The sequence below is a fragment of the Paraburkholderia sp. CI3 genome (assembly GCF_050436505.1).
GTDB classification, from domain to species: Bacteria; Pseudomonadota; Gammaproteobacteria; order Burkholderiales; family Burkholderiaceae; genus Paraburkholderia; species Paraburkholderia tuberum.
Genome location: NZ_JBNDMI010000004.1, coordinates 2,729,920 through 2,752,818, shown reverse-complemented (window position 1 = coordinate 2,752,818; position 22,899 = coordinate 2,729,920). Strand labels below are relative to the sequence as shown.

Below are 22,899 nucleotides of genomic sequence, written 5' to 3'. Positions count from 1 at the left end.
TGATTGATCGCTGGCTGTATCCGAATTCAATTTAGGAGTATTTCAAATGGCAATCGCAAAAGAAGACATCCTCGAAGCCGTAGGCTCGATGTCGGTTCTGGAACTGAACGAGCTGGTCAAGGCGTTCGAAGAAAAGTTTGGCGTCTCGGCAGCTGCTGTTGCAGTGGCTGGCCCGGCAGGTGCAGCCGGCGGCGCTGCTGCTGCTGAAGAGCAGACCGAATTCACGGTCATCTTGGCTGAAACCGGTGCAAACAAGGTTTCGGTCATTAAGGCTGTTCGCGAACTGACGGGTCTCGGCCTGAAGGAAGCGAAGGATCTGGTCGACGGTGCACCGAAGCCCGTTAAGGAAGCGGTGCCCAAGGCTGCTGCTGAAGAAGCCAAGAAGAAGCTGGAAGAAGCCGGCGCGAAGGTTGAAATCAAGTAAGCTTCAACGCGCTGTGCGAAGGCTGGCGGTTTTTCACCGCCGGCCTTTTTGTGCTTTGTGGAGGACGCGTTTTTGCGGGCGTATGCCGGCAGGAATGTGATTCCCAGAAGCCAAAGAAAAACGCCCACGGTAATTTTGACCGGCATTTCTCTTTGTCTTCTGAAGCGACTGCAGAAGGCGAGTTTGGTCGGGTAGCGGGCGACACAGGCATCCGCTGCCGTCAGCCAGCGGTTGGTAGCGGCCAACCACCAAGCTTCTAGGCTCGTTCAAGCCATCGGACGGCCATCGGGTCTCAGTCGGTGAACACTCGGGTTGTCTCATCAAGGTATCCTGCCTCGACAACTATGCCCGCCGTGATTCGGAGATCGTATGCAATATTCCTTCACCGAGAAGAAGCGTATTCGCAAGAGTTTTGCGAAGCGCCCCATCGTTCACCAAGTACCTTTCCTGCTGGCTACCCAGCTTGAATCATTCAGCACGTTTCTGCAAGCAGATACGTCATCTACGCAACGCAAGCCGGAAGGCTTGCAGGCCGCGTTTACTTCCGTATTTCCGATCGTTTCGCACAACGGCTTCGCGCGTCTTGAGTTCGTCAGCTACATGCTGTCGCCGCCGGCATTCAACATCAAGGAATGCCAGCAGCGCGGTCTGACGTACTGCTCGGCGCTGCGCGCCAAGGTGCGTCTGGTGCTGCTCGACAAAGAATCACCGAGCAAGCCGGTCGTCAAAGAAGTGAAGGAACAGGAAGTGTACATGGGCGAAATCCCGCTCATGACGCCGACCGGTTCGTTCGTCATCAACGGCACCGAACGTGTGATCGTTTCGCAGCTGCACCGTTCGCCGGGTGTTTTCTTCGAACACGACAAGGGCAAGACGCACAGCTCGGGCAAGCTGCTGTTTTCGGCACGTATCATTCCCTACCGTGGCTCGTGGCTCGACTTCGAATTCGACCCGAAGGACGTGCTGTACTTCCGCGTCGACCGTCGTCGTAAGATGCCGGTTACGATCCTGCTAAAGGCAATCGGCCTGACACCGGAACAGATCCTCGCAAACTTCTTCGTGTTCGACAATTTCACGCTGATGCCGGAAGGCGCGCAGATGGAATTCGTGCCGGAGCGTTTGCGCGGTGAAGTCGCGCGCTTCGATATCACGGACCGCGATGGCAACGTGATCGTCCAGAAGGACAAGCGGATCAACGCCAAGCACATTCGCGACCTCGATAACGCGAAGACCAAGTTCATCTCGGTGCCGGAAGATTATCTGCTCGGCCGCGTGCTCGCGAAGAACGTGATCGACGGCGATACGGGTGAAGTCATCGCGAACGCCAACGACGAAATTACCGAATCCGTGCTCGAGAAGCTGCGCGAAGCGAAGATCAAGGACATCCAGACGCTCTACACGAACGATCTGGACCAGGGTCCGTACATCTCGTCGACGCTGCGTATCGACGAAACGGCCGACAAGATGGCCGCACGTATCGCGATCTACCGCATGATGCGTCCGGGCGAGCCGCCGACCGAAGAAGCGGTCGAGGCACTGTTCAACCGTCTGTTCTACAGCGAAGAAGCGTACGACCTGTCGAAGGTGGGTCGTATGAAGTTCAACCGGCGCGTCGGCCGTGATGAAATCGTCGGTCCGATGACGCTGCAGGACGACGACATTCTCGCGACGATCAAGATCCTCGTCGAGCTGCGCAACGGCAAGGGCGAAGTGGACGACATCGACCACCTCGGCAACCGTCGTGTGCGCTGCGTCGGCGAACTCGCTGAGAACCAGTTCCGCGCGGGCCTCGTGCGTGTCGAACGTGCTGTGAAGGAACGCCTCGGCCAGGCCGAAAGCGAAAACTTGATGCCGCACGACCTGATCAACTCGAAGCCGATCTCGTCGGCGATTCGCGAGTTCTTCGGGTCGTCGCAGCTGTCGCAGTTCATGGACCAGACCAATCCGCTGTCGGAAATCACGCACAAGCGTCGTGTTTCTGCACTAGGCCCGGGCGGTCTGACTCGTGAGCGCGCAGGCTTCGAAGTCCGCGACGTGCACCCAACTCACTACGGCCGTGTGTGCCCGATTGAAACGCCGGAAGGTCCGAACATCGGTCTGATCAACTCGCTCGCTCTGTACGCGCACCTGAACGAATACGGCTTCCTCGAAACGCCGTATCGCAAGGTGGCGGACGGCAAGGTGACCGACCAGATTGACTATCTGTCGGCGATCGAAGAAGGCCGTTACGTGATCGCTCAGGCGAACGCGGCGGTGGCCGACGACCGCACGCTGACCGACGAACTCGTGTCGTCGCGTGAAGCGGGCGAAACGCTGATGGTCACGCCGGACCGCATTCAGTACATGGACGTGGCGCCGTCGCAGATCGTGTCGGTCGCAGCTTCGCTGATTCCGTTCCTCGAGCACGACGACGCGAACCGCGCATTGATGGGCTCGAACATGCAGCGTCAGGCCGTCCCGTGTCTGCGTCCGGAAAAGCCGGTCGTCGGTACGGGCATCGAACGCACCGTGGCGGTCGACTCGGGCACGACGGTTCAGGCACTGCGTGGCGGTGTGGTCGATTACGTCGACGCGGGCCGTATCGTGATTCGCGTGAACGACGACGAAGCGGTCGCGGGTGAAGTCGGCGTCGACATCTACAATCTGATCAAGTACACGCGTTCGAACCAGAACACGAACATCAACCAGCGTCCGATCGTGAAGATGGGCGACAAGGTTGCGCGCGGCGACGTGCTGGCTGACGGCGCATCGACCGATCTGGGCGAGCTCGCGCTCGGCCAGAACATGCTGATCGCGTTCATGCCATGGAACGGCTACAACTTCGAAGACTCCATCCTGATTTCGGAGAAGGTCGTTGCGGACGACCGTTACACGTCGATTCACATCGAAGAACTGAACGTCGTTGCACGCGACACAAAGCTCGGACCGGAAGAAATCACGCGCGACATCTCGAATCTCGCCGAAGTGCAGCTTGGCCGTCTCGACGAGTCGGGCATCGTGTACATCGGCGCGGAAGTCGAAGCGGGCGACGTGCTGGTCGGCAAGGTCACGCCGAAGGGCGAAACACAGCTGACGCCGGAAGAAAAGCTGCTGCGCGCGATCTTCGGTGAGAAGGCGTCGGACGTGAAGGACACGTCGCTGCGCGTGCCGTCGGGCATGAGCGGCACCGTGATCGACGTGCAGGTATTCACGCGTGAAGGCATCCAGCGCGACAAGCGCGCGCAACAGATCATCGACGATGAACTGAAGCGCTATCGTCTTGACCTGAACGACCAGCTGCGTATCGTGGAAGGTGATGCGTTCCAGCGTCTCGCGCGCATGCTCGAAGGCAAGGTCGCGAATGGCGGTCCGAAGAAGCTCGCGAAGGGCACGAAGATTGAGCGAGCTTACCTCGAAGATCTGGACCACTATCACTGGTTCGACATCCGGCTCGCGGATGAAGAAGCAGCGGCCCAGCTCGAAGCGATCAAGAACTCGATCGAAGAGAAGCGTCACCAGTTCGACCTCGCGTTCGAAGAGAAGCGCAAGAAGCTCACGCAAGGCGACGAACTGCCGCCGGGCGTGCTGAAGATGGTCAAGGTGTATCTGGCGGTGAAGCGCCGTCTGCAGCCTGGCGACAAGATGGCAGGCCGTCACGGTAACAAGGGTGTCGTGTCGAAGATCGTGCCGATCGAAGACATGCCGTACATGGCCGACGGCCGTCCGGCTGACGTCGTTCTGAACCCGCTCGGCGTGCCGTCGCGGATGAACGTGGGTCAGGTTCTCGAAGTGCATCTGGGTTGGGCCGCGAAGGGTCTCGGCTGGCGTATCGGCGAAATGCTGCAGCGTCAGGCGAAGATCGCTGAACTGCGCGAATTCCTGATCAAGATCTACAACGAATCGGGCCGCGCCGAAGAGCTGGACAGCTTCAGCGACGACGAAATCCTCGAACTGGCGAAGAACCTGCGCGAAGGCGTGCCGTTCGCAACGCCGGTGTTCGACGGTGCGACGGAAGAAGAAATGTCCCGCGCGCTGGATCTGGCGTTCCCGGACGACATCGCTGAAAACCTCGGCATGACGCCGTCGAAGAACCAGGTGCGTCTGTTCGACGGTCGCACGGGCGAGATGTTCGAACGTACGGTGACGGTCGGCTACATGCACTACCTGAAGCTGCACCACCTGGTCGACGACAAGATGCACGCGCGTTCCACGGGCCCGTACTCGCTCGTCACGCAGCAGCCGTTGGGCGGTAAGGCGCAGTTCGGTGGCCAGCGTTTCGGTGAAATGGAAGTGTGGGCGCTCGAAGCGTACGGCGCATCGTACGTGCTGCAGGAAATGCTGACGGTGAAGTCGGACGACGTGACGGGCCGGACCAAGGTTTACGAGAACCTGGTCAAGGGCGATCACGTGATCGATGCCGGCATGCCTGAGTCGTTCAACGTGTTGGTGAAGGAAATCCGGTCGCTGGGTATCGACATCGACCTGGACCGGAACTAATCGGACTACTGGAGAGAAGCGATGAAAGCTTTGCTCGATCTATTCAAGCAAGTCCAACAACCTGAAGTTTTCGACGCGATCAAGATCGGTCTGGCCTCGCCGGACAAGATCCGTTCGTGGTCGTTCGGTGAAGTCAAGAAGCCGGAAACCATCAACTACCGCACGTTCAAGCCGGAGCGCGATGGTCTGTTCTGCGCGAAGATTTTCGGTCCGATCAAGGACTACGAATGCCTTTGCGGCAAGTACAAGCGCCTGAAGCACCGCGGCGTGATCTGCGAGAAGTGCGGCGTCGAAGTGACGCTCGCGAAGGTGCGTCGTGAGCGAATGGGCCACATTGAGCTGGCCTCGCCGGTCGCGCACATCTGGTTCCTGAAGTCGCTGCCGTCGCGTCTGGGCATGGTGCTCGACATGACGCTGCGCGACATCGAGCGCGTGCTGTACTTCGAAGCATACGTGGTGATCGATCCGGGCATGACGCCGCTCAAAGCGCGGCAGATCATGACCGAAGAGGATTACTACAACAAGGTCGAGGAATACGGCGACGAATTCCGTGCCGAGATGGGCGCGGAAGGTATTCGCGAACTGCTGCGCGCGATCAACATCGACGAGCAGGTCGAGCTGCTGCGCACGGAGCTCAAGAACACCGGCTCGGAAGCGAAGATCAAGAAGTACGCGAAGCGCCTGAAAGTGCTCGAGGCGTTCCAGCGTTCGGGCATCAAGCCGGACTGGATGGTCCTCGAAGTGCTGCCGGTGCTGCCGCCGGAACTGCGTCCGCTCGTCCCGCTCGACGGCGGCCGTTTCGCGACGTCGGACCTGAACGACCTGTATCGCCGCGTGATCAACCGTAACAACCGGTTGAAGCGTTTGCTCGAGCTGAAGGCGCCTGAAATCATCGTCCGCAACGAAAAGCGGATGCTGCAGGAAGCCGTCGACTCGCTGCTCGACAACGGCCGTCGCGGCAAGGCGATGACCGGTGCGAACAAGCGTCCGCTGAAGTCGCTCGCGGACATGATCAAGGGTAAGGGCGGTCGCTTCCGTCAGAACCTGCTCGGTAAGCGTGTCGACTACTCGGGCCGTTCGGTGATCGTGGTCGGCCCGACGCTGAAGCTGCATCAGTGCGGTCTGCCGAAGCTGATGGCGCTCGAACTGTTCAAGCCGTTCATCTTCAACAAGCTAGAAGTGATGGGTGTCGCTACCACCATCAAGGCTGCGAAGAAGGAGGTCGAGAACCAGACACCGGTGGTGTGGGACATCCTCGAAGAGGTGATCCGCGAACATCCGGTCATGCTGAACCGTGCGCCGACGCTGCACCGTCTCGGCATCCAGGCTTTCGAGCCGGTGCTGATCGAAGGTAAGGCAATCCAGCTGCATCCGCTCGTTTGCGCGGCGTTCAACGCCGACTTCGACGGTGACCAGATGGCCGTTCACGTGCCGCTGTCGCTCGAAGCGCAGATGGAAGCGCGCACGCTGATGCTCGCGTCGAACAACGTACTGTTCCCGGCTAACGGCGATCCGTCGATCGTGCCGTCGCAGGATATCGTGCTCGGCCTGTACTACGCGACGCGTGAAGCGGTGAACGGCAAGGGCGAAGGCCTGACGTTCACGGGCGTGTCGGAAGTGCTGCGCGCGTACGAGAACAAGGAAGTCGAACTGGCCTCGCGCGTCAACGTGCGGATCACCGAAATGGTCCACAACGAAGACAAGTCGGAAGGCGCGCCGGCGTTCGTGCCGAAGATCACGCTGTATGCGACCACAGTTGGCCGCTCGATCCTGTCGGAAATCCTGCCGCCGGGTCTGCCGTTCTCGGTGCTGAACAAGCCGCTGAAGAAGAAGGAAATCTCGCGTCTGATCAACACCGCGTTCCGCAAGTGCGGTCTGCGTGAGACGGTGATTTTCGCCGACCAACTGATGCAGTCAGGCTTCCGTCTGGCAACGCGTGCTGGTATTTCGATTTGCGTCGACGACATGCTCGTACCGCCGCAGAAGGAAACCATCGTTGGCGACGCCGCGAAGAAGGTGAAGGAATACGACCGTCAGTACATGTCGGGTCTCGTCACTGCGCAGGAGCGCTACAACAACGTGGTCGACATCTGGTCGGCGACGTCGGAAGCGGTCGGCAAGGCAATGATGGAGCAGCTGTCGACGGAACCGGTCACGGACCGCGACGGCAACCAGACGCGTCAGGAGTCGTTCAACTCCATCTACATGATGGCGGACTCAGGCGCTCGTGGTTCCGCGGTTCAGATCCGTCAGCTGGCCGGTATGCGCGGTCTGATGGCGAAGCCGGACGGCTCGATAATCGAGACGCCGATTACGGCGAACTTCCGCGAAGGTCTGAACGTGTTGCAGTACTTCATCTCGACCCACGGTGCACGTAAGGGTCTGGCTGATACGGCACTGAAGACCGCGAACTCGGGTTACCTGACGCGTCGTCTCGTCGACGTGACGCAGGATCTGGTCGTCGTCGAGGAGGATTGCGGCACGTCGAACGGCGTGGCGATGAAGGCGCTCGTGGAAGGCGGTGAAGTGGTCGAAGCGCTGCGTGACCGTATCCTGGGTCGCGTGGCCGTGGCTGACATCGTCAACCCGGAATCGCAGGAAACGCTGTTCGAAGCGGGCACGCTGCTCGACGAAGATGCGGTCGAAGACATCGAACGCCTCGGCATCGACGAAGTGCGCGTGCGCACGCCGCTGACCTGCGAAACGCGCTACGGTCTGTGCGCGGCCTGCTACGGTCGCGACCTCGGCCGCGGCTCGCTGGTGAACGTCGGCGAAGCGGTCGGCGTGATCGCGGCGCAGTCAATCGGTGAACCGGGCACGCAGCTCACGATGCGTACGTTCCACATCGGTGGCGCGGCGTCGCGTGCGGCGGTGGCATCGTCGGTCGAAGCGAAGTCGAACGGTACGGTGCGTTTCACGTCGACGATGCGTTACGTCACGAATGCGAAGGGCGAGCAGATCGTCATCTCGCGTTCGGGTGAAGCGATGATCACCGACGATCACGGCCGCGAGCGCGAGCGTCACAAGGTGCCGTACGGCGCCACGCTGCTGCAGCTCGACGGTGCGCAGATCAAGGCTGGCACGCAACTGGCCACGTGGGATCCGATGACGCGTCCGATCATCACCGAGTACGGTGGTACGGTGAAGTTCGAGAACGTCGAGGAAGGCGTGACGGTCGCGAAACAGATCGACGACGTGACGGGTCTGTCCACGCTCGTCGTGATCGACGTGAAGCGTCGTGGTTCGCAGGCGTCGAAGACGGTGCGTCCGCAGGTCAAGCTGCTCGATGCGAATGGCGAGGAAGTGAAGATCCCGAACACCGAGCACTCGGTGCAGATCGGCTTCCAGGTCGGCGCGCTGATCACCGTGAAGGACGGTCAGCAGGTGCAGGTCGGCGAAGTGCTCGCACGTATCCCGACCGAATCGCAGAAGACGCGTGACATTACCGGTGGTCTGCCGCGTGTGGCGGAACTGTTCGAAGCACGTTCGCCGAAGGACGCGGGTATCCTGGCGGAAGTCACGGGTACGACGTCGTTCGGTAAGGACACGAAGGGCAAGCAGCGTCTCGTTATCACGGACCTCGAGGGCAACCAGCACGAGTTCCTGATCGCGAAGGAAAAGCAGGTTCTGGTGCACGATGGTCAGGTCGTCAACAAGGGCGAAATGATCGTCGACGGACCGGCGGATCCGCACGACATCCTGCGTCTGCAGGGCGTCGAGGCGCTGTCGCGCTACATCGTGGACGAAGTGCAGGACGTGTACCGTCTGCAAGGCGTGAAGATCAACGACAAGCACATCGAAGTGATCGTGCGCCAGATGCTGCGCCGCGTGCAGATTTCGGACAACGGCGACACGCGTTTCATCCCGGGCGAACAGGTCGAGCGGTCGGACATGCTCGACGAGAACGACCGTATGATCGCGGAAGACAAGCGTCCGGCAACGTACGAAAACGTGCTGCTCGGTATCACGAAGGCGTCGCTGTCGACCGATTCGTTCATCTCCGCGGCGTCGTTCCAGGAAACGACCCGCGTGCTGACCGAAGCGGCGATCATGGGCAAGCGCGACGACCTGCGTGGCCTGAAGGAAAACGTGATCGTCGGCCGCCTGATTCCGGCCGGTACGGGTCTCGCGTTCCACAAGGCGCGCAAGAGCAAGGAACTGGCCGACCGCGAGCGTTTCGATCAGATCGCAGCGGAAGAGTCGTTCGAATTCGGTACGCCGGAAACGCCGGCTGCCGAACAGCAACACTCGGGCGAGTAAGTGCTGGCGGCGCAAGCCGCCTTGCCTCACGAGCCACGAAGGCCGCTCAGTTTCGACTGAGCGGTTTTTTTTTGTGCGCCCGGCAGGGCGCAGTCACTGGGAGGTGAAAGTCCTCCACACACCCGGCAAGGGGAAGTGTTAGCCAGAGGCAAGGGTTTCGTGGGCGACTGCGAGTCTGAAGGAAGCCCGAGGCAAAGCGCTGGCCTGACGAACAGGAAGCGGATACGAGGCGACGCGTTGGGATGAGGCAGCAAAAAAGGCCAAAGTCCAATACTTGCACGGAACGATGCGGCGTATATCCGACGGGCATAAGCGTGAAGGTGGGTGCGTCATACCCGGGGAGATCTGCACGGCTGCCGTGTGCTACTGGCGTCGAGAGGCGCCGGGATGGTCGTGCAGAAGTCAGCAGAGGGCATAGTAGGTCGCAAGGCCGAAGGCCCGAACATGAAGGACCGCGATCAGGACGGTAGAGACTCGATGCGAGCCGACGAAGCGCAAGCCCGCGTAAGCGGGGCCACGATGCAAGGACCGGGACGGAATTCCGGGGGGAGCGTTCGTGGTGTCGAGGCTGGCACGGCGGCTACCGGGCAAAGGAAAGCGGAGGGGCCACCGCTGATGGAGGCGGTGGTTGAACGCAGCAACCTGTGGGCAGCGTATCGACGGATAGTTAGCAATCGCGGCGCACCGGGGGTCGATGGCCTGCCGGTGGAGCAATTTGCAGACTGGCTGAAGATGCACTGGCCGAGCGTGAAGGCGGCGCTGCTGGAAGGGCGATACATGCCGGAGGCGATACGTGCAGTGGACATACCGAAGCCTGCGGGCGGGGTACGGACGCTGGGCATTCCGACGGTACTGGATCGCCTGATTCAGCAGGCGCTGCACCAGATACTCCAGCCGATCTTCGAGCCGGGGTTCTCTGGGTCGAGCTACGGCTTCAGGCCGGGGCGCAGTGCGCAGCAGGCGGTATTGATGGCACAGCGGTATGTGCAGGAAGGCCGTCGCTGGGTGGTGGATATCGATCTGGAGAAATTCTTCGACCGGGTAAATCACGACATTCTGATGTCGCGGTTGGCCCGGCAGGTCACGGATGATCGGGTGCTCAAGCTGATCCGGCGGTATCTGGAGGCGGGGCTGATGCGCAACGGGATCGCGCAGGCGCGACGGGAAGGGACACCGCAAGGCGGACCGCTTACGCCTCGTACAATGTTGCATACTTTTCACTCCGTCGTCTGAATCATTGGAATTCTCGCTGCTGAGAACCTGCGGCTGTGGGTCGACGCGGAACACAACGACGATTTCATCCTTGTGGATTTCGACGCGCTTGACCAGCCCCAATACGATCTTGCGCTTCATTTCGAGATCGATCGTATCCAGTTTTTCGGTGACAGCAGTTGCAAATTCCTCGAGCCGGTTGATGACCAGGAACAGCTCGCTTTGCACCACCCCATGGCGCCGAGATTCCTGGATCTGCCCGTCAATCTGTTCCAGCCGGTTCTTCAACTGTTGCATCTTCGGCTCGAAGTCCGTTTTGTCGATGATGCCGTCAGCGTAACTGTCGATCAGCCGGGACTTGCCTTTTTCCAGCTGAAGCCGCTGCTTTTCCAGGCTGGCCGTGTCGAAGCCGCCCTTTTCATTGCGTTCCATCATGTCCAGCCGGCGCTCATATTCGTTCTTCAATCGTTCCGGATGCCTGAGCAATTCGACGACCTGCTGCCAAACCAGATCGTCGAGCCTGTCGGTGCGTACCTGAAGATTGTCACAGATGCGATGGCCACCGAAACGGTAGGCATCGGTTCCAACACAGCGGTAATAAGCGTAGTCACGCTGATGTCCCTTGGCCGCAGCCTTGCTCACTTTCTTTGCATAATAGGCGTAACGGCACTGGCCACAAACCGTCAACCCTTGCAGCAGGCGTAGGGGCGCACCATTGCGCCTCTGGCGTGCCAGCTTGCGGTTCTCGGCAAGCTGCTCCTGAGCCGACTGGAACAGCGCCTCGCTGATGATGGCCGGCACCGCAATCTCGATCCAGTCCTGCGGGTCAGTGCGTGTTGTCGAGTGCGGCTTTCTGGGCACGTCGGCACTGTGACGCTGGGCACGCACGCGTACCTGCAGGTGATCGCGCGACTGCGTCTTGCCGAACGCAGCCCGCCCCATGTACGCCGGGTTACGCAATATCCCCCACACTACGCTGCGGTCCCAGTATGGCTTGCCCGACGCCGTCACAGTACCCGATTCGGTAAGGCGGCGTACCACTTCCCCTATGCTCAGGCGCTCCATCCCCACCCACTGGAAGATCGCCCGGATCGTTGCAGCCTGGGGCAATTCGATAACGTACCGGGCCGGCGTTCCGTCGAGCTGCCGGCGAATGTAGCGGTAGCCGTAGGGTGCCCCGGACAGCACATTGACGCTGCCGCGTTTTGCGCCGTGTAGCTTGCCACGACGGTGACGCTCGGCGATCTTCGCCCGTTCGTATTCCGCAATCATGCCCTGCATCTGCAATAGCAGCGACTCTTCCGGCGTCGTACCGATTGCGTGATTGAGGAACACCACCTGGACGCCGCAGGCCGAGAACTCTTCCATCAGCAGCGCCTGGTGCGCATATTTGCGCGCCAGACGGTCTGGTGACAGGATGTATAGCTGATCGATCGCCCCGAGCGCGGCACAGTCCCTGAGTCGCTCCAGCTGTGGCCTGATCAGCGTCGCGCCGCTCACGCCGGCGTCGACGAAACACATGTCCTCGACGATCTGCGCACCGTCAGCCGAAATGCGCTCCTTCAATGTCGCGATCTGGCTGTCGATGGTGCCGCGTTTGCTTTGCTGTTCCGAGGATACTCGCGCATAGAGCGCAACCATTGCGGCGGTGCTCATTGTATCCCCCGCGTGGTAGCCGTGCGTTTAGGTGAGGCGCGCTTCGCAACCGGCGCCTGCGCCGTGCTGCGCGCCTGTATCGGGCTGAGCTGCTCGTACGTCTTCTGCAACTGTTCGCGGGCGAAGCGGTTCGGCTCGAAAGCGAGACGCACGTGCCAGTGCTTACGTCGTCCTCGTGTCATTGATGTGTCTCCCGGTCAGCGGGAGCAACGGTCTCAAGGACGAGCACCGCATCGACGTCAGGACATCCTCTGGACCACGGCGCCAGACACTCCCTTGAAATGCGCAGAGCCCATCTTACTCGCGAGTTTGCTATGTTGTTGGTGGCGTACTCTCGCCGTTACTGTCGAACATCCTGCTGACGGATTGGGACCGCGAACTGGAGCGGCGTGGGCATGCGTTCTGCCGCTACGCGGACGACTGCAACATCTACGTCCGAAGCAAGGCGGCAGGAGAGCGACTGTTGACTGACTTGACGACGTTTCTCGCGAAGCGCCTGAAGCTGAAGGTCAACGATGCGAAGAGCGCATGCAGCCGCCCGTGGACACGTAAATTCCTTGGCTACAGTCTGACGGTTCATCGACAGGCACGGCTGCGCATCGCGCCGGAAAGCCTGAAACGGCTCACGGCGCGCGTGAAGACGCTGCTGAGGGAGGGGCGGGGAAGGAGTCTGAGCCACACTATCGAAACACTGAATCCGGTGCTTCGAGGATGGGTCAACTACTTCCGGTTCACGCAAGGCAAACGCGCGCTGGAGGATCTGGATGGTTGGCTAAGGCGGCGATTGCGCTGCCTTCTCTGGCGGCAGGCCAAACACCGCCAGCGCCGAACCACCATGCTACGTCGACAGGGGTTGCCGGAGGATCGCGCATGGCGCTCAGCGCACAACGGCCAGGGGCCGTGGTGGAATGCTGGGGCGCGCCACATGCGCGACGCCTTCCCGAAACGCTTCTTCGATAGACAGGGGCTGGTCTCGCTGCTGGACACCCAGCGACGCCTCCAGCGTTCTTGATGAACCGCCGTATGCGGAACCGCACGTACGGTGGTGTGGGAGGGCTGAGGGGGTGACCCCTCACCCTACCCGATTGCTCTTTTTGCGGGTGCATGGGTGCCACGTGCCGGAGCAGTCCTAGGCCCGATGGCTAACGTTGTCGCAAAGCGCGGGCGCGGCACGAATGGGTTGGTAAAATTCGTCTCACCGCCTGCGTGCCGTTCCTTTCGCCGTCTCTCTCAAATACATGTCCCGACCGCTCGAAATCCTCAATGAAGTCTTTGGTTATCCCGCGTTCAGAGGGCAGCAGGGCGAAATTGTCGAGCACGTCGCCGACGGTGGCGATTGCCTTGTGCTGATGCCGACGGGCGGCGGCAAATCGCTGTGCTATCAGATCCCGTCGCTGGTGCGGCGCGAATGCGGCTTTGGCGCCGGCATCGTGGTGTCGCCGCTGATCGCGCTGATGCAGGATCAGGTGGCCGCGCTGACCGAAGTCGGCGTGCGGGCCGCGTACCTGAACTCAACGTTGTCGAGCGCGGAGGCGGTGGCCACCGAGCGGGCGCTCCGCGACGGCGACATCGATCTGCTCTACGTCGCACCGGAGCGGCTGATGACGCCGCGCTTCCAGGAACTGCTCGAACGCACGCGCATCGGTCTTTTCGCGATCGACGAAGCGCACTGCGTGTCGCAATGGGGACACGATTTCCGGCCCGAATATATTCAGCTGTCGGTGCTGCACGAGCGCTTTCCGAATGTCCCGCGCATCGCGCTGACGGCGACCGCCGACGCGATCACGCGCGACGAAATCATCCACCGTCTCGCGCTCGAAGATGCGCGCGTGTTCGTGTCGAGTTTCGATCGGCCGAACATCCGCTATCGCATCGCCGAAAAAGACAACGCGCGCACGCAACTGCTCGACTTCATCCGCGCCGAGCATACGAAAGCCGACGGTACGACCGACGCGGGCGTCGTTTATTGCCTGTCGCGCCGCAAGGTCGAGGAAACCGCGGAGTGGCTGAAGGAAAAGGGCATGCGCGCGCTGCCGTACCACGCCGGCATGGAGTTCGAGGTGCGCCAGAAACATCAGGAGATGTTCCAGCGCGAGGAAGGCATCGTGATGTGCGCGACGATTGCGTTCGGCATGGGCATCGACAAACCCGACGTGCGGTTCGTCGCGCATCTGGATTTGCCCAAGAGCGTGGAAGGGTACTACCAGGAGACCGGCCGCGCGGGCCGCGACGGACTGCCGTCGAACGCGTGGATGGCCTACGGGCTCGGCGACGTCGTGCAGCAGCGCAAGATGATCGACGAATCCGAAGCAGACCACGCGCACAAGCGGGTCCAGACCGGCAAGCTCGACGCGCTGCTCGGTTTGTGCGAAACGGCGACTTGCCGGCGGGTGCGCCTGCTCGCGTACTTCGGCGAAACGAGCCAGCCGTGCGGCAACTGCGACAACTGCCTCGAGCCGCCGCCGACCTGGGATGCAACGCGCGAGGCTCAGATGGCGCTGTCGTGCGTGTTTCGCGCGCAGCGTGCGAGCGGCTTTCATTTCGGAGCCGGACACCTGATAGATATTTTGCGTGGCAACCGCAGCGAAAAAATCCTGCAGCGTGGCCACGAGAAGCTGACCACGTTCGGTATCGGCGCGGCGCTCGGTGAGCCGGAGTGGCGTGCGATCTTTCGCCAACTCGTCGCGTTCGGTTACCTGACGGTCGACCACGAGGGCTTCGGTTCGCTCGTGCTGACGGAGGCGAGCAAGCCGGTGCTCAAGGGCGAGCAGAAGGTGACGATGCGTCGCTACGTCAAGCCGACACGCACGCGTCAATCGTCGGGTCGTACGAGCGAGCGCGCCGATCCGACCATTGGCATGGGCCCTCGCGAGCGGGCCCGCTGGGAGCGTCTACGCATGTGGCGCACAGAAACCGCGAAGAGCGACGGAGTGCCGGCTTATGTGATTTTCCATGACGCGACGCTCGCGGAAATCGCCCGTCTCGGCCCCGATTCGATCGACGATCTGCGCGGGATTCCGGGCATGGGGGCGCGTAAACTGGACCGTTTCGGCTACGAATTACTGCACGTCGTAGCGGCAGACTGACGTCGTCTGGCTGTTTAGCCGGATTGACGGGGGCGAAACACTGCAACCTGTTGACTCCCTTAGTATTTTCGGAATATTATGTTAGGTTCCGGTTCTTGGAATGCTACGCGCAACTTCAGTTCGTGCGTGAGCGGGCCAGCCGGAAGTTCGATTCGCGGGCGTTTCCGCTTTGCCCGGAAACCGATGCGTCGATTTTGTTCAATTTCAGGAATAATCAATGCCAACCATCAATCAACTGGTTCGCAAAGGCCGCACGTCGGAAACGACGAAGAGCAAGAGCCCGGCCTTGCAGGACTGCCCCCAGCGTCGCGGCGTGTGCACCCGTGTGTACACCACGACGCCGAAGAAGCCGAACTCGGCACTCCGTAAGGTCGCCAAGGTTCGTCTGACGAACGGCTTCGAAGTCATTTCGTACATTGGTGGCGAAGGCCACAACCTGCAGGAACACTCGGTCGTGCTGATTCGCGGCGGCCGTGTGAAGGACTTGCCGGGTGTGCGTTACCACATGGTTCGCGGCTCGCTGGATACCCAGGGCGTCAAGGATCGTAAGCAGGCTCGCTCGAAGTACGGTGCGAAGCGTGCCAAGGCTGGCAAGTAATTAGCCGGTCGATCGTAGTTTCAGGTCGCCTGCAAAGGCGGTAATAGCGATGGTGCCGGAATCGCCGGTGCTATCGAGTAAGTGGTCACCCGACCAGGCTGGTTAGTCTTACGGATGAATCGGGTTAGTTGGTGGCCGCGGGGCTGTAAGCAGCTCCAACTGAAAAGTAAAGGAAGAAACATGCCGCGTCGTCGCGAAGTCCCCAAGCGGGAAGTGTTGCCGGATCCGAAGTTTGGCAACGTTGATGTAGCAAAATTCATGAACGTGCTGATGCTCTCCGGCAAGAAGTCGGTTGCCGAGCGTATCGTGTACGGCGCTTTCGAACAGATCCAGACCAAGGGTGGCAAGGACCCGCTGGAAGTGTTCACGGTAGCGCTCAACAACGTCAAGCCGGTGGTCGAAGTGAAGAGCCGCCGCGTTGGTGGTGCGAACTATCAGGTTCCGGTCGAAGTGCGCCCGTCGCGTCGTATGGCATTGGCGATGCGTTGGCTGCGTGAAGCCGCGAAGAAGCGCAGCGAGAAGTCGATGGCCCTGCGTCTGGCAGGTGAGCTCTCCGAAGCGGCTGAAGGCCGTGGCGGCGCGATGAAGAAGCGCGACGAAGTTCACCGGATGGCAGAAGCCAACAAGGCGTTCTCGCACTTCCGTTTCTAAGCTTCCCCACCCCGGGTTTAGCGGAAAACGGAAAGAAATTCCGGGCGGGTGCGCTTCAAAGGCGCCTCGCCCGTTTGTGTTACAGCGCGATGGGCATCTCTCGCATCGCGTCATCCCAATAGAGGATCAAAGTGGCTCGCAAGACTCCTATCGAGCGCTACCGTAACATCGGTATTAGCGCTCACATCGACGCCGGCAAAACGACGACGACCGAGCGCATTCTGTTCTACACGGGCGTGAACCACAAGATTGGTGAAGTTCACGACGGCGCTGCCACCATGGACTGGATGGAGCAGGAACAGGAGCGCGGCATCACGATTACTTCCGCTGCTACCACGGCATTCTGGAAGGGCATGGCGGGCGACCGCGCCGAACACCGCATCAACATCATCGACACCCCGGGTCACGTCGACTTCACGATTGAAGTCGAGCGCTCGATGCGCGTGCTCGACGGCGCGTGCATGGTGTACTGCGCTGTGGGCGGCGTGCAGCCCCAGTCGGAAACCGTGTGGCGTCAGGCTAACAAGTACAAGGTTCCCCGTCTCGCGTTCATCAACAAGATGGACCGTACCGGCGCGAACTTCTTCAAGGTCTACGACCAGCTCAAGCTGCGTCTGAAGGCGAACCCGGTTCCGGTCGTCGTGCCTATCGGCGCGGAAGAGAACTTCACGGGCGTCGTCGATCTGATGAAGATGAAGGCGATCATTTGGGACGACGCGTCGCAAGGCACCAAGTTCTCGTACGAAGACATCCCGGCAGAGCTCGTCGACACATGCAACGAATGGCGTGAAAAGATGGTCGAAGCCGCGGCGGAAGCGAACGAAGACATGATGAACAAGTACCTCGAGTCGGGTGAGCTGACCGAAGAGGAAATCATCAAGGGTCTGCGCGACCGTACGATCGCTTGCGAAATCCAGCCGATGCTGTGCGGCACCGCGTTCAAGAACAAGGGTGTGCAGCGCATGCTGGACGCCGTGCTCGACTTCCTGCCGTCGCCGATCGACATCCCGCCGGTTACCGGCGAGCTGGAAAACGGTGAAAAGGGTGAGCGCCGCGCTGCTGACGACGAAAAGTTCTCGGCACTGGCGTTCAAGATCATGACCGACCCGTTCGTCGGCCAACTGATCTTCTTCCGTGTGTACTCTGGCGTTGTGAATTCGGGCGACACCCTGCTGAACGCGACCAAGGACAAGAAGGAACGTCTGGGCCGTATTCTGCAGATGCACGCGAACCAGCGCGAAGAAATCAAGGAAGTGCGCGCAGGCGACATCGCCGCTGCGGTCGGCCTGAAGGACGCGACCACGGGCGACACGCTGTGCGATCCGACGAGTCCGATCGTGCTCGAGCGCATGGTTTTCCCGGAACCCGTGATTTCGCAGGCTGTTGAGCCGAAGACGAAGCCGGACCAGGAAAAGATGGGTCTGGCCCTGAACCGTCTGGCGCAGGAAGATCCGTCGTTCCGCGTTCAAACGGACGAAGAATCGGGTCAAACCATTATTTCGGGCATGGGCGAGCTCCACTTGGAAATTCTGGTCGACCGGATGAAGCGTGAGTTCGGCGTCGAAGCAACGGTTGGCAAGCCGCAGGTGGCTTACCGCGAAACGATTCGCGGCAAGGCGGAAGACGTTGACGGCAAGTTCGTCAAGCAGTCGGGTGGTCGCGGCCAGTACGGTCACGCGGTCATCACGCTCGAGCCGAACGAGCAAGGCAAGGGCTACGAGTTCCTGGACGAGATCAAGGGCGGTGTGATTCCGCGTGAATACATCCCGGCAGTCGACAAGGGTATCCAGGAAACGCTGAAGGCCGGCGTGCTGGCGGGCTTCCCGGTCGTGGACGTGAAGGTTCACCTGACGTTCGGTTCCTACCACGATGTCGACTCGAACGAAAACGCGTTCCGCATGGCCGGTTCGATGGCGTTCAAGGAAGCGATGCGCAAGGCACAGCCGGTCATCCTCGAACCGATGATGGCTGTCGAAGTCGAAACGCCAGAAGACTACATGGGCAACGTGATGGGCGACCTCTCTGGCCGTCGCGGTATTGTTCAGGGCATGGATGACATGGTTGGCGGCGGCAAGATCGTTCGCGCCGAAGTGCCGCTGTCGGAAATGTTCGGCTACTCGACGTCTCTGCGTTCGCTGACGCAAGGCCGCGCAACGTACACGATGGAGTTCAAGCACTACGCTGAAGCTCCGCGTAACGTGTCGGAAGCGATCATCAACGCGAAGTCGAAGTAATCGCGCGGCAAAGTCATTCAACGATTAACTTTCTGAAAGAAGAGAAACATGGCTAAAGGTAAATTCGAGCGGACCAAGCCGCACGTGAACGTGGGCACGATCGGTCACGTTGACCACGGCAAGACCACGCTGACGGCGGCGATCACGACGGTCCTGACGCAGAAGTTTGGCGGCGAAGCGAAGGCGTACGACCAGATCGACGCGGCGCCGGAAGAAAAGGCGCGTGGCATTACCATCAATACCGCGCACGTCGAGTACGAAACGGCTAACCGCCACTACGCACACGTCGACTGCCCGGGCCACGCAGACTACGTGAAGAACATGATCACGGGCGCGGCGCAGATGGACGGCGCAATCCTGGTGTGCTCGGCTGCCGACGGCCCGATGCCGCAAACGCGTGAGCACATCCTGCTGGCGCGTCAGGTTGGCGTTCCGTACATCATCGTGTTCCTGAACAAGTGCGACATGGTGGACGACGCCGAGCTGCTGGAACTCGTCGAGATGGAAGTTCGCGAACTTCTGTCGAAGTACGACTTCCCGGGCGACGACACGCCGATCATCAAGGGTTCGGCCAAGCTGGCGCTGGAAGGCGACAAGGGCGAGCTGGGCGAGGTAGCGATCATGAACCTGGCCGATGCGCTGGACACGTACATCCCGACGCCGGAGCGCGCGGTTGACGGTGCGTTCCTGATGCCGGTGGAAGACGTGTTCTCGATCTCGGGTCGCGGCACGGTGGTGACGGGTCGCGTCGAGCGCGGCGTGATCAAGGTTGGCGAGGAAATCGAGATCGTCGGTATCCGCGCAACGGCCAAGACGACCTGCACGGGCGTGGAAATGTTCCGCAAGCTGCTCGACCAGGGTCAGGCAGGCGACAACGTTGGCATCCTGCTGCGCGGCACGAAGCGTGAAGACGTGGAGCGTGGTCAGGTTCTGGCCAAGCCGGGTTCGATCAACCCGCACACGCACTTCACGGCTGAAGTCTACGTGCTGAGCAAGGACGAAGGCGGCCGTCACACGCCGTTCTTCAACAACTACCGTCCGCAGTTCTACTTCCGTACGACGGACGTGACGGGCTCGATCGAGCTGCCGAAGGACAAGGAAATGGTGATGCCGGGCGACAACGTGTCGATCACGGTGAAACTGATCAACCCGATCGCGATGGAAGAAGGTCTGCGCTTCGCAATTCGCGAAGGTGGCCGTACGGTCGGCGCTGGTGTCGTCGCCAAGATCATCGAGTAAAATCGACAATTGCTGTAGCAGTCTGTAGCGCCCGGGCTCGGGCACTCGCTCCGCGCGAGCGTCCGAGCCTACGTTCTTTTTCTAATCGGCGGTGCAATATCGCCTCGCTCTTTTCAAGGAATTTGTCATGCAGAACCAGAAAATCCGCATTCGCCTGAAGGCTTTCGACTATCGCCTGATCGACCAATCGGCAGCTGAAATCGTCGATACGGCAAAGCGGACTGGCGCGATTGTTCGTGGTCCCGTACCCCTGCCGACCCGCATTCAACGCTTCGACATCCTGCGTTCGCCGCACGTCAACAAGACGTCGCGTGACCAGCTCGAAATCCGCACCCACCAGCGTCTGATGGACATCGTTGACCCGACGGACAAGACCGTCGACGCGCTCATGAAGCTGGATCTCCCGGCTGGCGTGGACGTTGAAATCAAGCTGCAGTAAGGCTTCCAGCCCTTGCCCGGCCACCCGGGCAACGCTAAGTCATTGATTGCTTGCGGAAAACGAAAAGGCTCGCTATACTATTGAGCTTTTCGCGCATTTGCGTAAAAAAGTCGGCGTCCTGCAGCATGGTTTCATGCCCGAAGCGGTGCCGGCATTTTGTAAATTAGCCCCGACCAATCGCAGTCGGGAATGGAGAAAACGATGAGCCTTGGACTCGTAGGTCGCAAGGTTGGCATGACCCGTATCTTCACGGCTGAAGGGGATTCAATTCCCGTCACCGTGCTGGACGTGTCCGACAACCGCGTGACGCAGATCAAGACTGTTGAAACCGACGGCTACACGGCCGTGCAGGTTGCCTTCGGTACGCGCCGTGCATCCCGCGTGACGAAGCCGTTGGCAGGTCATCTCGCCAAAGCCGGTGTTCAAGCCGGTGAAATCCTCAAAGAATTCCAGGTCGATGCCGCTAAGGCTGCCGAACTGTCGAGCGGCGCCGTGGTTGGTCCCGAGCTGTTCGAAGTGGGCCAGAAGGTCGACGTGCAAGGCGTGTCGATCGGTAAAGGCTACGCCGGTACCATCAAGCGTTATAACTTCTCGTCTGGCCGTGCATCCCACGGTAACTCGCGCTCGCACAATGTGCCGGGCTCGATCGGTATGGCGCAGGATCCGGGTCGTGTTTTCCCGGGTAAGCGCATGACCGGTCACATGGGTGATGAGAAGGTAACGGTGCAAAACCTCGAAATCGCTCGTATCGATGCTGACCGCAAGCTGCTGCTGGTCAAGGGCGCCGTTCCGGGTGCGAAGGGTGGCAAGGTATTCGTTACGCCGGCCGTGAAGACGCGTGCCGTGAAAGGAGCGAAATAATGGAACTTAAGCTCCTGAATGCCAATGGTCAGGAAGGTGCAGGCGTTAGCGCGTCGGACGTCGTGTTCGGCCGCGACTACAACGAAGCCCTGATTCACCAGGTGGTGGTTGCGTACCAGGCGAATGCCCGTAGCGGCAACCGCGCGCAGAAGGATCGTGAGCAGGTCAAACACACGACCAAGAAGCCGTGGCGCCAGAAGGGTACGGGCCGCGCCCGTGCCGGTATGTCGTCGAGCCCGCTGTGGCGCGGCGGTGGCCGTATTTTCCCGAATTCGCCGGAAGAAAACTTTTCGCACAAGGTCAACAAGAAGATGCATCGTGCAGGTCTCTGCTCGATCTTCTCGCAGTTGGCCCGCGAAGGCCGCATCTCGGTGGTCGACGAGTTGACGCTCGAAGCGCCGAAGACGAAGCTGCTGGCCGAAAAATTCAAGGCGATGGGTCTCGATTCCGTGCTGGTGATTACCGACACGGTTGACGAAAACCTGTACCTCGCGTCGCGCAACCTCGCCCACGTGGCGGTTGTGGAGCCGCGTTACGCCGACCCGCTGTCGCTGATCTACTTCAAGAAGATCCTGATCACGAAGGCTGCGGTCGCCCAGATCGAGGAGTTGCTGTCATGAGCGAGATTCGCAAGAACGATCATCGTTTGATGCAGGTCCTGCTCGCGCCGGTGGTCTCCGAAAAGGCGACGCTGGTGGCCGACAAGAACGAACAGGTTGTGTTCGAAGTCGCGCCGGATGCCACGAAGCAGGAAGTGAAAGCTGCAGTCGAGCTGCTGTTCAAGGTGGAAGTCGATTCCGTCAACGTGCTGGTCGCGAAGGGCAAAGCCAAGCGCTTTGGTCGCTTCATGGGCAAGCGCAAGGACGTGAAGAAGGCGTACGTCTGCCTGAAGCCCGGCCAGGAAATCAACTTTGAAGCGGAGGCCAAGTAATCATGGCAATCGTGAAAGTTAAGCCGACTTCGCCGGGTCGCCGCGCGATGGTCAAGGTGGTCAACAAGGAACTGCACAAGGGCAAGCCGTTCGCAGCGCTGCTCGACACGCAGTCGTCGACCGCCGGCCGTAACAACAACGGTCACATCACCACGCGTCACAAGGGTGGTGGTCACAAGCATCACTATCGTGTCGTCGACTTCCGTCGCACGAAGGATGGTATTCCCGCAAAGGTCGAGCGTCTCGAGTACGACCCGAACCGTAGCGCGAACATCGCGCTGGTTCTGTACGCAGACGGCGAGCGCCGCTACATCATCGCTCCGAAGGGTATTACCGTCGGTCAACAGCTGATGTCGGGTTCGGAGGCGCCGATCCGCGCAGGTAACACGCTGCCGATCCGCAACATCCCGGTCGGTACGACGATTCACTGCATCGAAATGCTGCCGGGCAAGGGCGCGCAAATGGCGCGTTCGGCGGGTACGTCGGCGATGCTGCTGGCTCGCGAAGGCATCTACGCGCAGATTCGTCTGCGTTCGGGCGAAATCCGCCGCGTTCACGTTGAATGCCGCGCAACGATCGGTGAAGTAGGCAACGAAGAGCATAGCCTCCGTCAAATCGGTAAGGCTGGTGCGAACCGCTGGCGTGGTATCCGCCCGACGGTGCGTGGCGTTGCAATGAACCCGGTCGACCACCCGCACGGTGGTGGCGAGGGCAAGACTGCGGCAGGCCGCGATCCGGTGAGCCCGTGGGGCACGCCGACGAAGGGCTATCGCACCCGCAGCAACAAGCGCACGACGAGCATGATCGTCCAGCGCCGTCACAAGCGTTAAGG

General features: G+C 60.6%; 14 protein-coding genes and 3 pseudogenes. 16 read left to right on the top strand and 1 reads right to left on the bottom strand.

Annotated elements, in window-relative coordinates; genetic code table 11:
* The first annotated feature begins 46 nt into the window (after window positions 1-46).
* The 4 genes and pseudogenes from rplL to OKW29_RS34180 all read left to right on the top strand — a co-directional run.
* Window positions 47-424, top strand: a complete 378-nt coding sequence (rplL, locus tag OKW29_RS34195; protein ID WP_018420143.1) for a 50S ribosomal protein L7/L12 — start codon at window positions 47-49, stop codon at window positions 422-424.
* A 369-nt stretch (window positions 425-793) separates the two neighbouring features.
* Window positions 794-4,900 carry a DNA-directed RNA polymerase subunit beta gene (gene rpoB, locus OKW29_RS34190; protein WP_184040838.1) on the top strand — a complete coding sequence of 1,369 codons (4,107 nt, stop codon included), beginning with the start codon at window positions 794-796 and terminating at the stop codon, window positions 4,898-4,900.
* Between the two features lie 21 nt (window positions 4,901-4,921).
* Entirely contained in the window at window positions 4,922-9,160 is a 4,239-nt protein-coding gene (rpoC, locus tag OKW29_RS34185) for a DNA-directed RNA polymerase subunit beta' (protein ID WP_018420145.1), read from the top strand.
* Window positions 9,161-9,637: 477 nt separating this feature from the next.
* Window positions 9,638-10,357, top strand: a pseudogene (locus OKW29_RS34180) (reverse transcriptase domain-containing protein); the annotation flags it as partial.
* A gap of 519 nt (window positions 10,358-10,876) precedes the next feature.
* Here the strand turns inward: OKW29_RS34180 and OKW29_RS34175 are convergent.
* Window positions 10,877-12,013, bottom strand: a pseudogene (locus tag OKW29_RS34175) (recombinase family protein); the annotation flags it as partial.
* Window positions 12,014-12,332: 319 nt separating this feature from the next.
* Here OKW29_RS34175 and OKW29_RS34170 point away from each other — a divergent pair.
* The 12 genes and pseudogenes from OKW29_RS34170 to rplB form a co-directional block, all read left to right on the top strand.
* Window positions 12,333-12,584 (top strand): annotated as a pseudogene (locus OKW29_RS34170) (reverse transcriptase domain-containing protein); the annotation flags it as partial.
* Between the two features lie 12 nt (window positions 12,585-12,596).
* Complete coding sequence (locus OKW29_RS34165) at window positions 12,597-13,040, top strand: group II intron maturase-specific domain-containing protein (RefSeq protein ID WP_429294987.1); 444 nt, start codon at window positions 12,597-12,599, stop codon at window positions 13,038-13,040.
* A gap of 226 nt (window positions 13,041-13,266) precedes the next feature.
* On the top strand, window positions 13,267-15,114 hold the full coding sequence (gene recQ, locus OKW29_RS34160) for a DNA helicase RecQ (RefSeq protein ID WP_429294063.1): 1,848 nt from the start codon (window positions 13,267-13,269) through the stop codon (window positions 15,112-15,114).
* 217 nt (window positions 15,115-15,331) lie between these two features.
* Complete coding sequence (rpsL, locus tag OKW29_RS34155; RefSeq protein WP_006053290.1) at window positions 15,332-15,712, top strand: 30S ribosomal protein S12; 381 nt, start codon at window positions 15,332-15,334, stop codon at window positions 15,710-15,712.
* Window positions 15,713-15,892: 180 nt separating this feature from the next.
* The gene (gene rpsG, locus OKW29_RS34150; protein WP_006053291.1) at window positions 15,893-16,363 is read left to right on the top strand and encodes a 30S ribosomal protein S7; all 471 of its coding nucleotides are present in this window, start codon (window positions 15,893-15,895) and stop codon (window positions 16,361-16,363) included.
* A 131-nt stretch (window positions 16,364-16,494) separates the two neighbouring features.
* Window positions 16,495-18,597: an elongation factor G gene (fusA, locus tag OKW29_RS34145; RefSeq protein WP_090802169.1), complete on the top strand. Its 2,103-nt coding sequence runs from the start codon at window positions 16,495-16,497 to the stop codon at window positions 18,595-18,597.
* Window positions 18,598-18,645: 48 nt separating this feature from the next.
* The gene (tuf, locus tag OKW29_RS34140) at window positions 18,646-19,836 is read left to right on the top strand and encodes an elongation factor Tu (RefSeq protein WP_129958904.1); all 1,191 of its coding nucleotides are present in this window, start codon (window positions 18,646-18,648) and stop codon (window positions 19,834-19,836) included.
* Between the two features lie 127 nt (window positions 19,837-19,963).
* The gene (gene rpsJ / locus OKW29_RS34135) at window positions 19,964-20,275 is read left to right on the top strand and encodes a 30S ribosomal protein S10 (protein ID WP_006998489.1); all 312 of its coding nucleotides are present in this window, start codon (window positions 19,964-19,966) and stop codon (window positions 20,273-20,275) included.
* A gap of 201 nt (window positions 20,276-20,476) precedes the next feature.
* Window positions 20,477-21,136 carry a 50S ribosomal protein L3 gene (rplC, locus tag OKW29_RS34130; RefSeq protein WP_429294062.1) on the top strand — a complete coding sequence of 220 codons (660 nt, stop codon included), beginning with the start codon at window positions 20,477-20,479 and terminating at the stop codon, window positions 21,134-21,136.
* Window positions 21,136-21,756 carry a 50S ribosomal protein L4 gene (gene rplD, locus OKW29_RS34125; protein ID WP_007180136.1) on the top strand — a complete coding sequence of 207 codons (621 nt, stop codon included), beginning with the start codon at window positions 21,136-21,138 and terminating at the stop codon, window positions 21,754-21,756. The genes rplC and rplD overlap by 1 nt, the downstream gene beginning before the upstream one ends.
* Entirely contained in the window at window positions 21,753-22,067 is a 315-nt protein-coding gene (gene rplW, locus OKW29_RS34120) for a 50S ribosomal protein L23 (RefSeq protein WP_008923345.1), read from the top strand. Before rplD ends, rplW begins: the two co-directional genes overlap by 4 nt.
* 2 nt (window positions 22,068-22,069) lie before the next feature.
* Entirely contained in the window at window positions 22,070-22,897 is an 828-nt protein-coding gene (rplB, locus tag OKW29_RS34115; RefSeq protein ID WP_429294061.1) for a 50S ribosomal protein L2, read from the top strand.
* The last annotated feature ends 2 nt before the right edge of the window (window positions 22,898-22,899 follow it).

Excerpts from the sequence above, each read along its gene's own strand:
- rplL (WP_018420143.1), top strand. The coding sequence starts at position 47 with ATGGCAATCGCAAAAGAAGACATCCTCGAAGCCGTAGGCTCGATGTCG.
- rpoB (WP_184040838.1), top strand. The coding sequence starts at position 794 with ATGCAATATTCCTTCACCGAGAAGAAGCGTATTCGCAAGAGTTTTGCG.
- rpoC (WP_018420145.1), top strand. The coding sequence starts at position 4,922 with ATGAAAGCTTTGCTCGATCTATTCAAGCAAGTCCAACAACCTGAAGTT.
- recQ (WP_429294063.1), top strand. The coding sequence starts at position 13,267 with ATGTCCCGACCGCTCGAAATCCTCAATGAAGTCTTTGGTTATCCCGCG.
- rpsL (WP_006053290.1), top strand. The coding sequence starts at position 15,332 with ATGCCAACCATCAATCAACTGGTTCGCAAAGGCCGCACGTCGGAAACG.
- rpsG (WP_006053291.1), top strand. The coding sequence starts at position 15,893 with ATGCCGCGTCGTCGCGAAGTCCCCAAGCGGGAAGTGTTGCCGGATCCG.
- tuf (WP_129958904.1), top strand. The coding sequence starts at position 18,646 with ATGGCTAAAGGTAAATTCGAGCGGACCAAGCCGCACGTGAACGTGGGC.
- rpsJ (WP_006998489.1), top strand. The coding sequence starts at position 19,964 with ATGCAGAACCAGAAAATCCGCATTCGCCTGAAGGCTTTCGACTATCGC.
- rplC (WP_429294062.1), top strand. The coding sequence starts at position 20,477 with ATGAGCCTTGGACTCGTAGGTCGCAAGGTTGGCATGACCCGTATCTTC.
- rplD (WP_007180136.1), top strand. The coding sequence starts at position 21,136 with ATGGAACTTAAGCTCCTGAATGCCAATGGTCAGGAAGGTGCAGGCGTT.
- rplW (WP_008923345.1), top strand. The coding sequence starts at position 21,753 with ATGAGCGAGATTCGCAAGAACGATCATCGTTTGATGCAGGTCCTGCTC.
- rplB (WP_429294061.1), top strand. The coding sequence starts at position 22,070 with ATGGCAATCGTGAAAGTTAAGCCGACTTCGCCGGGTCGCCGCGCGATG.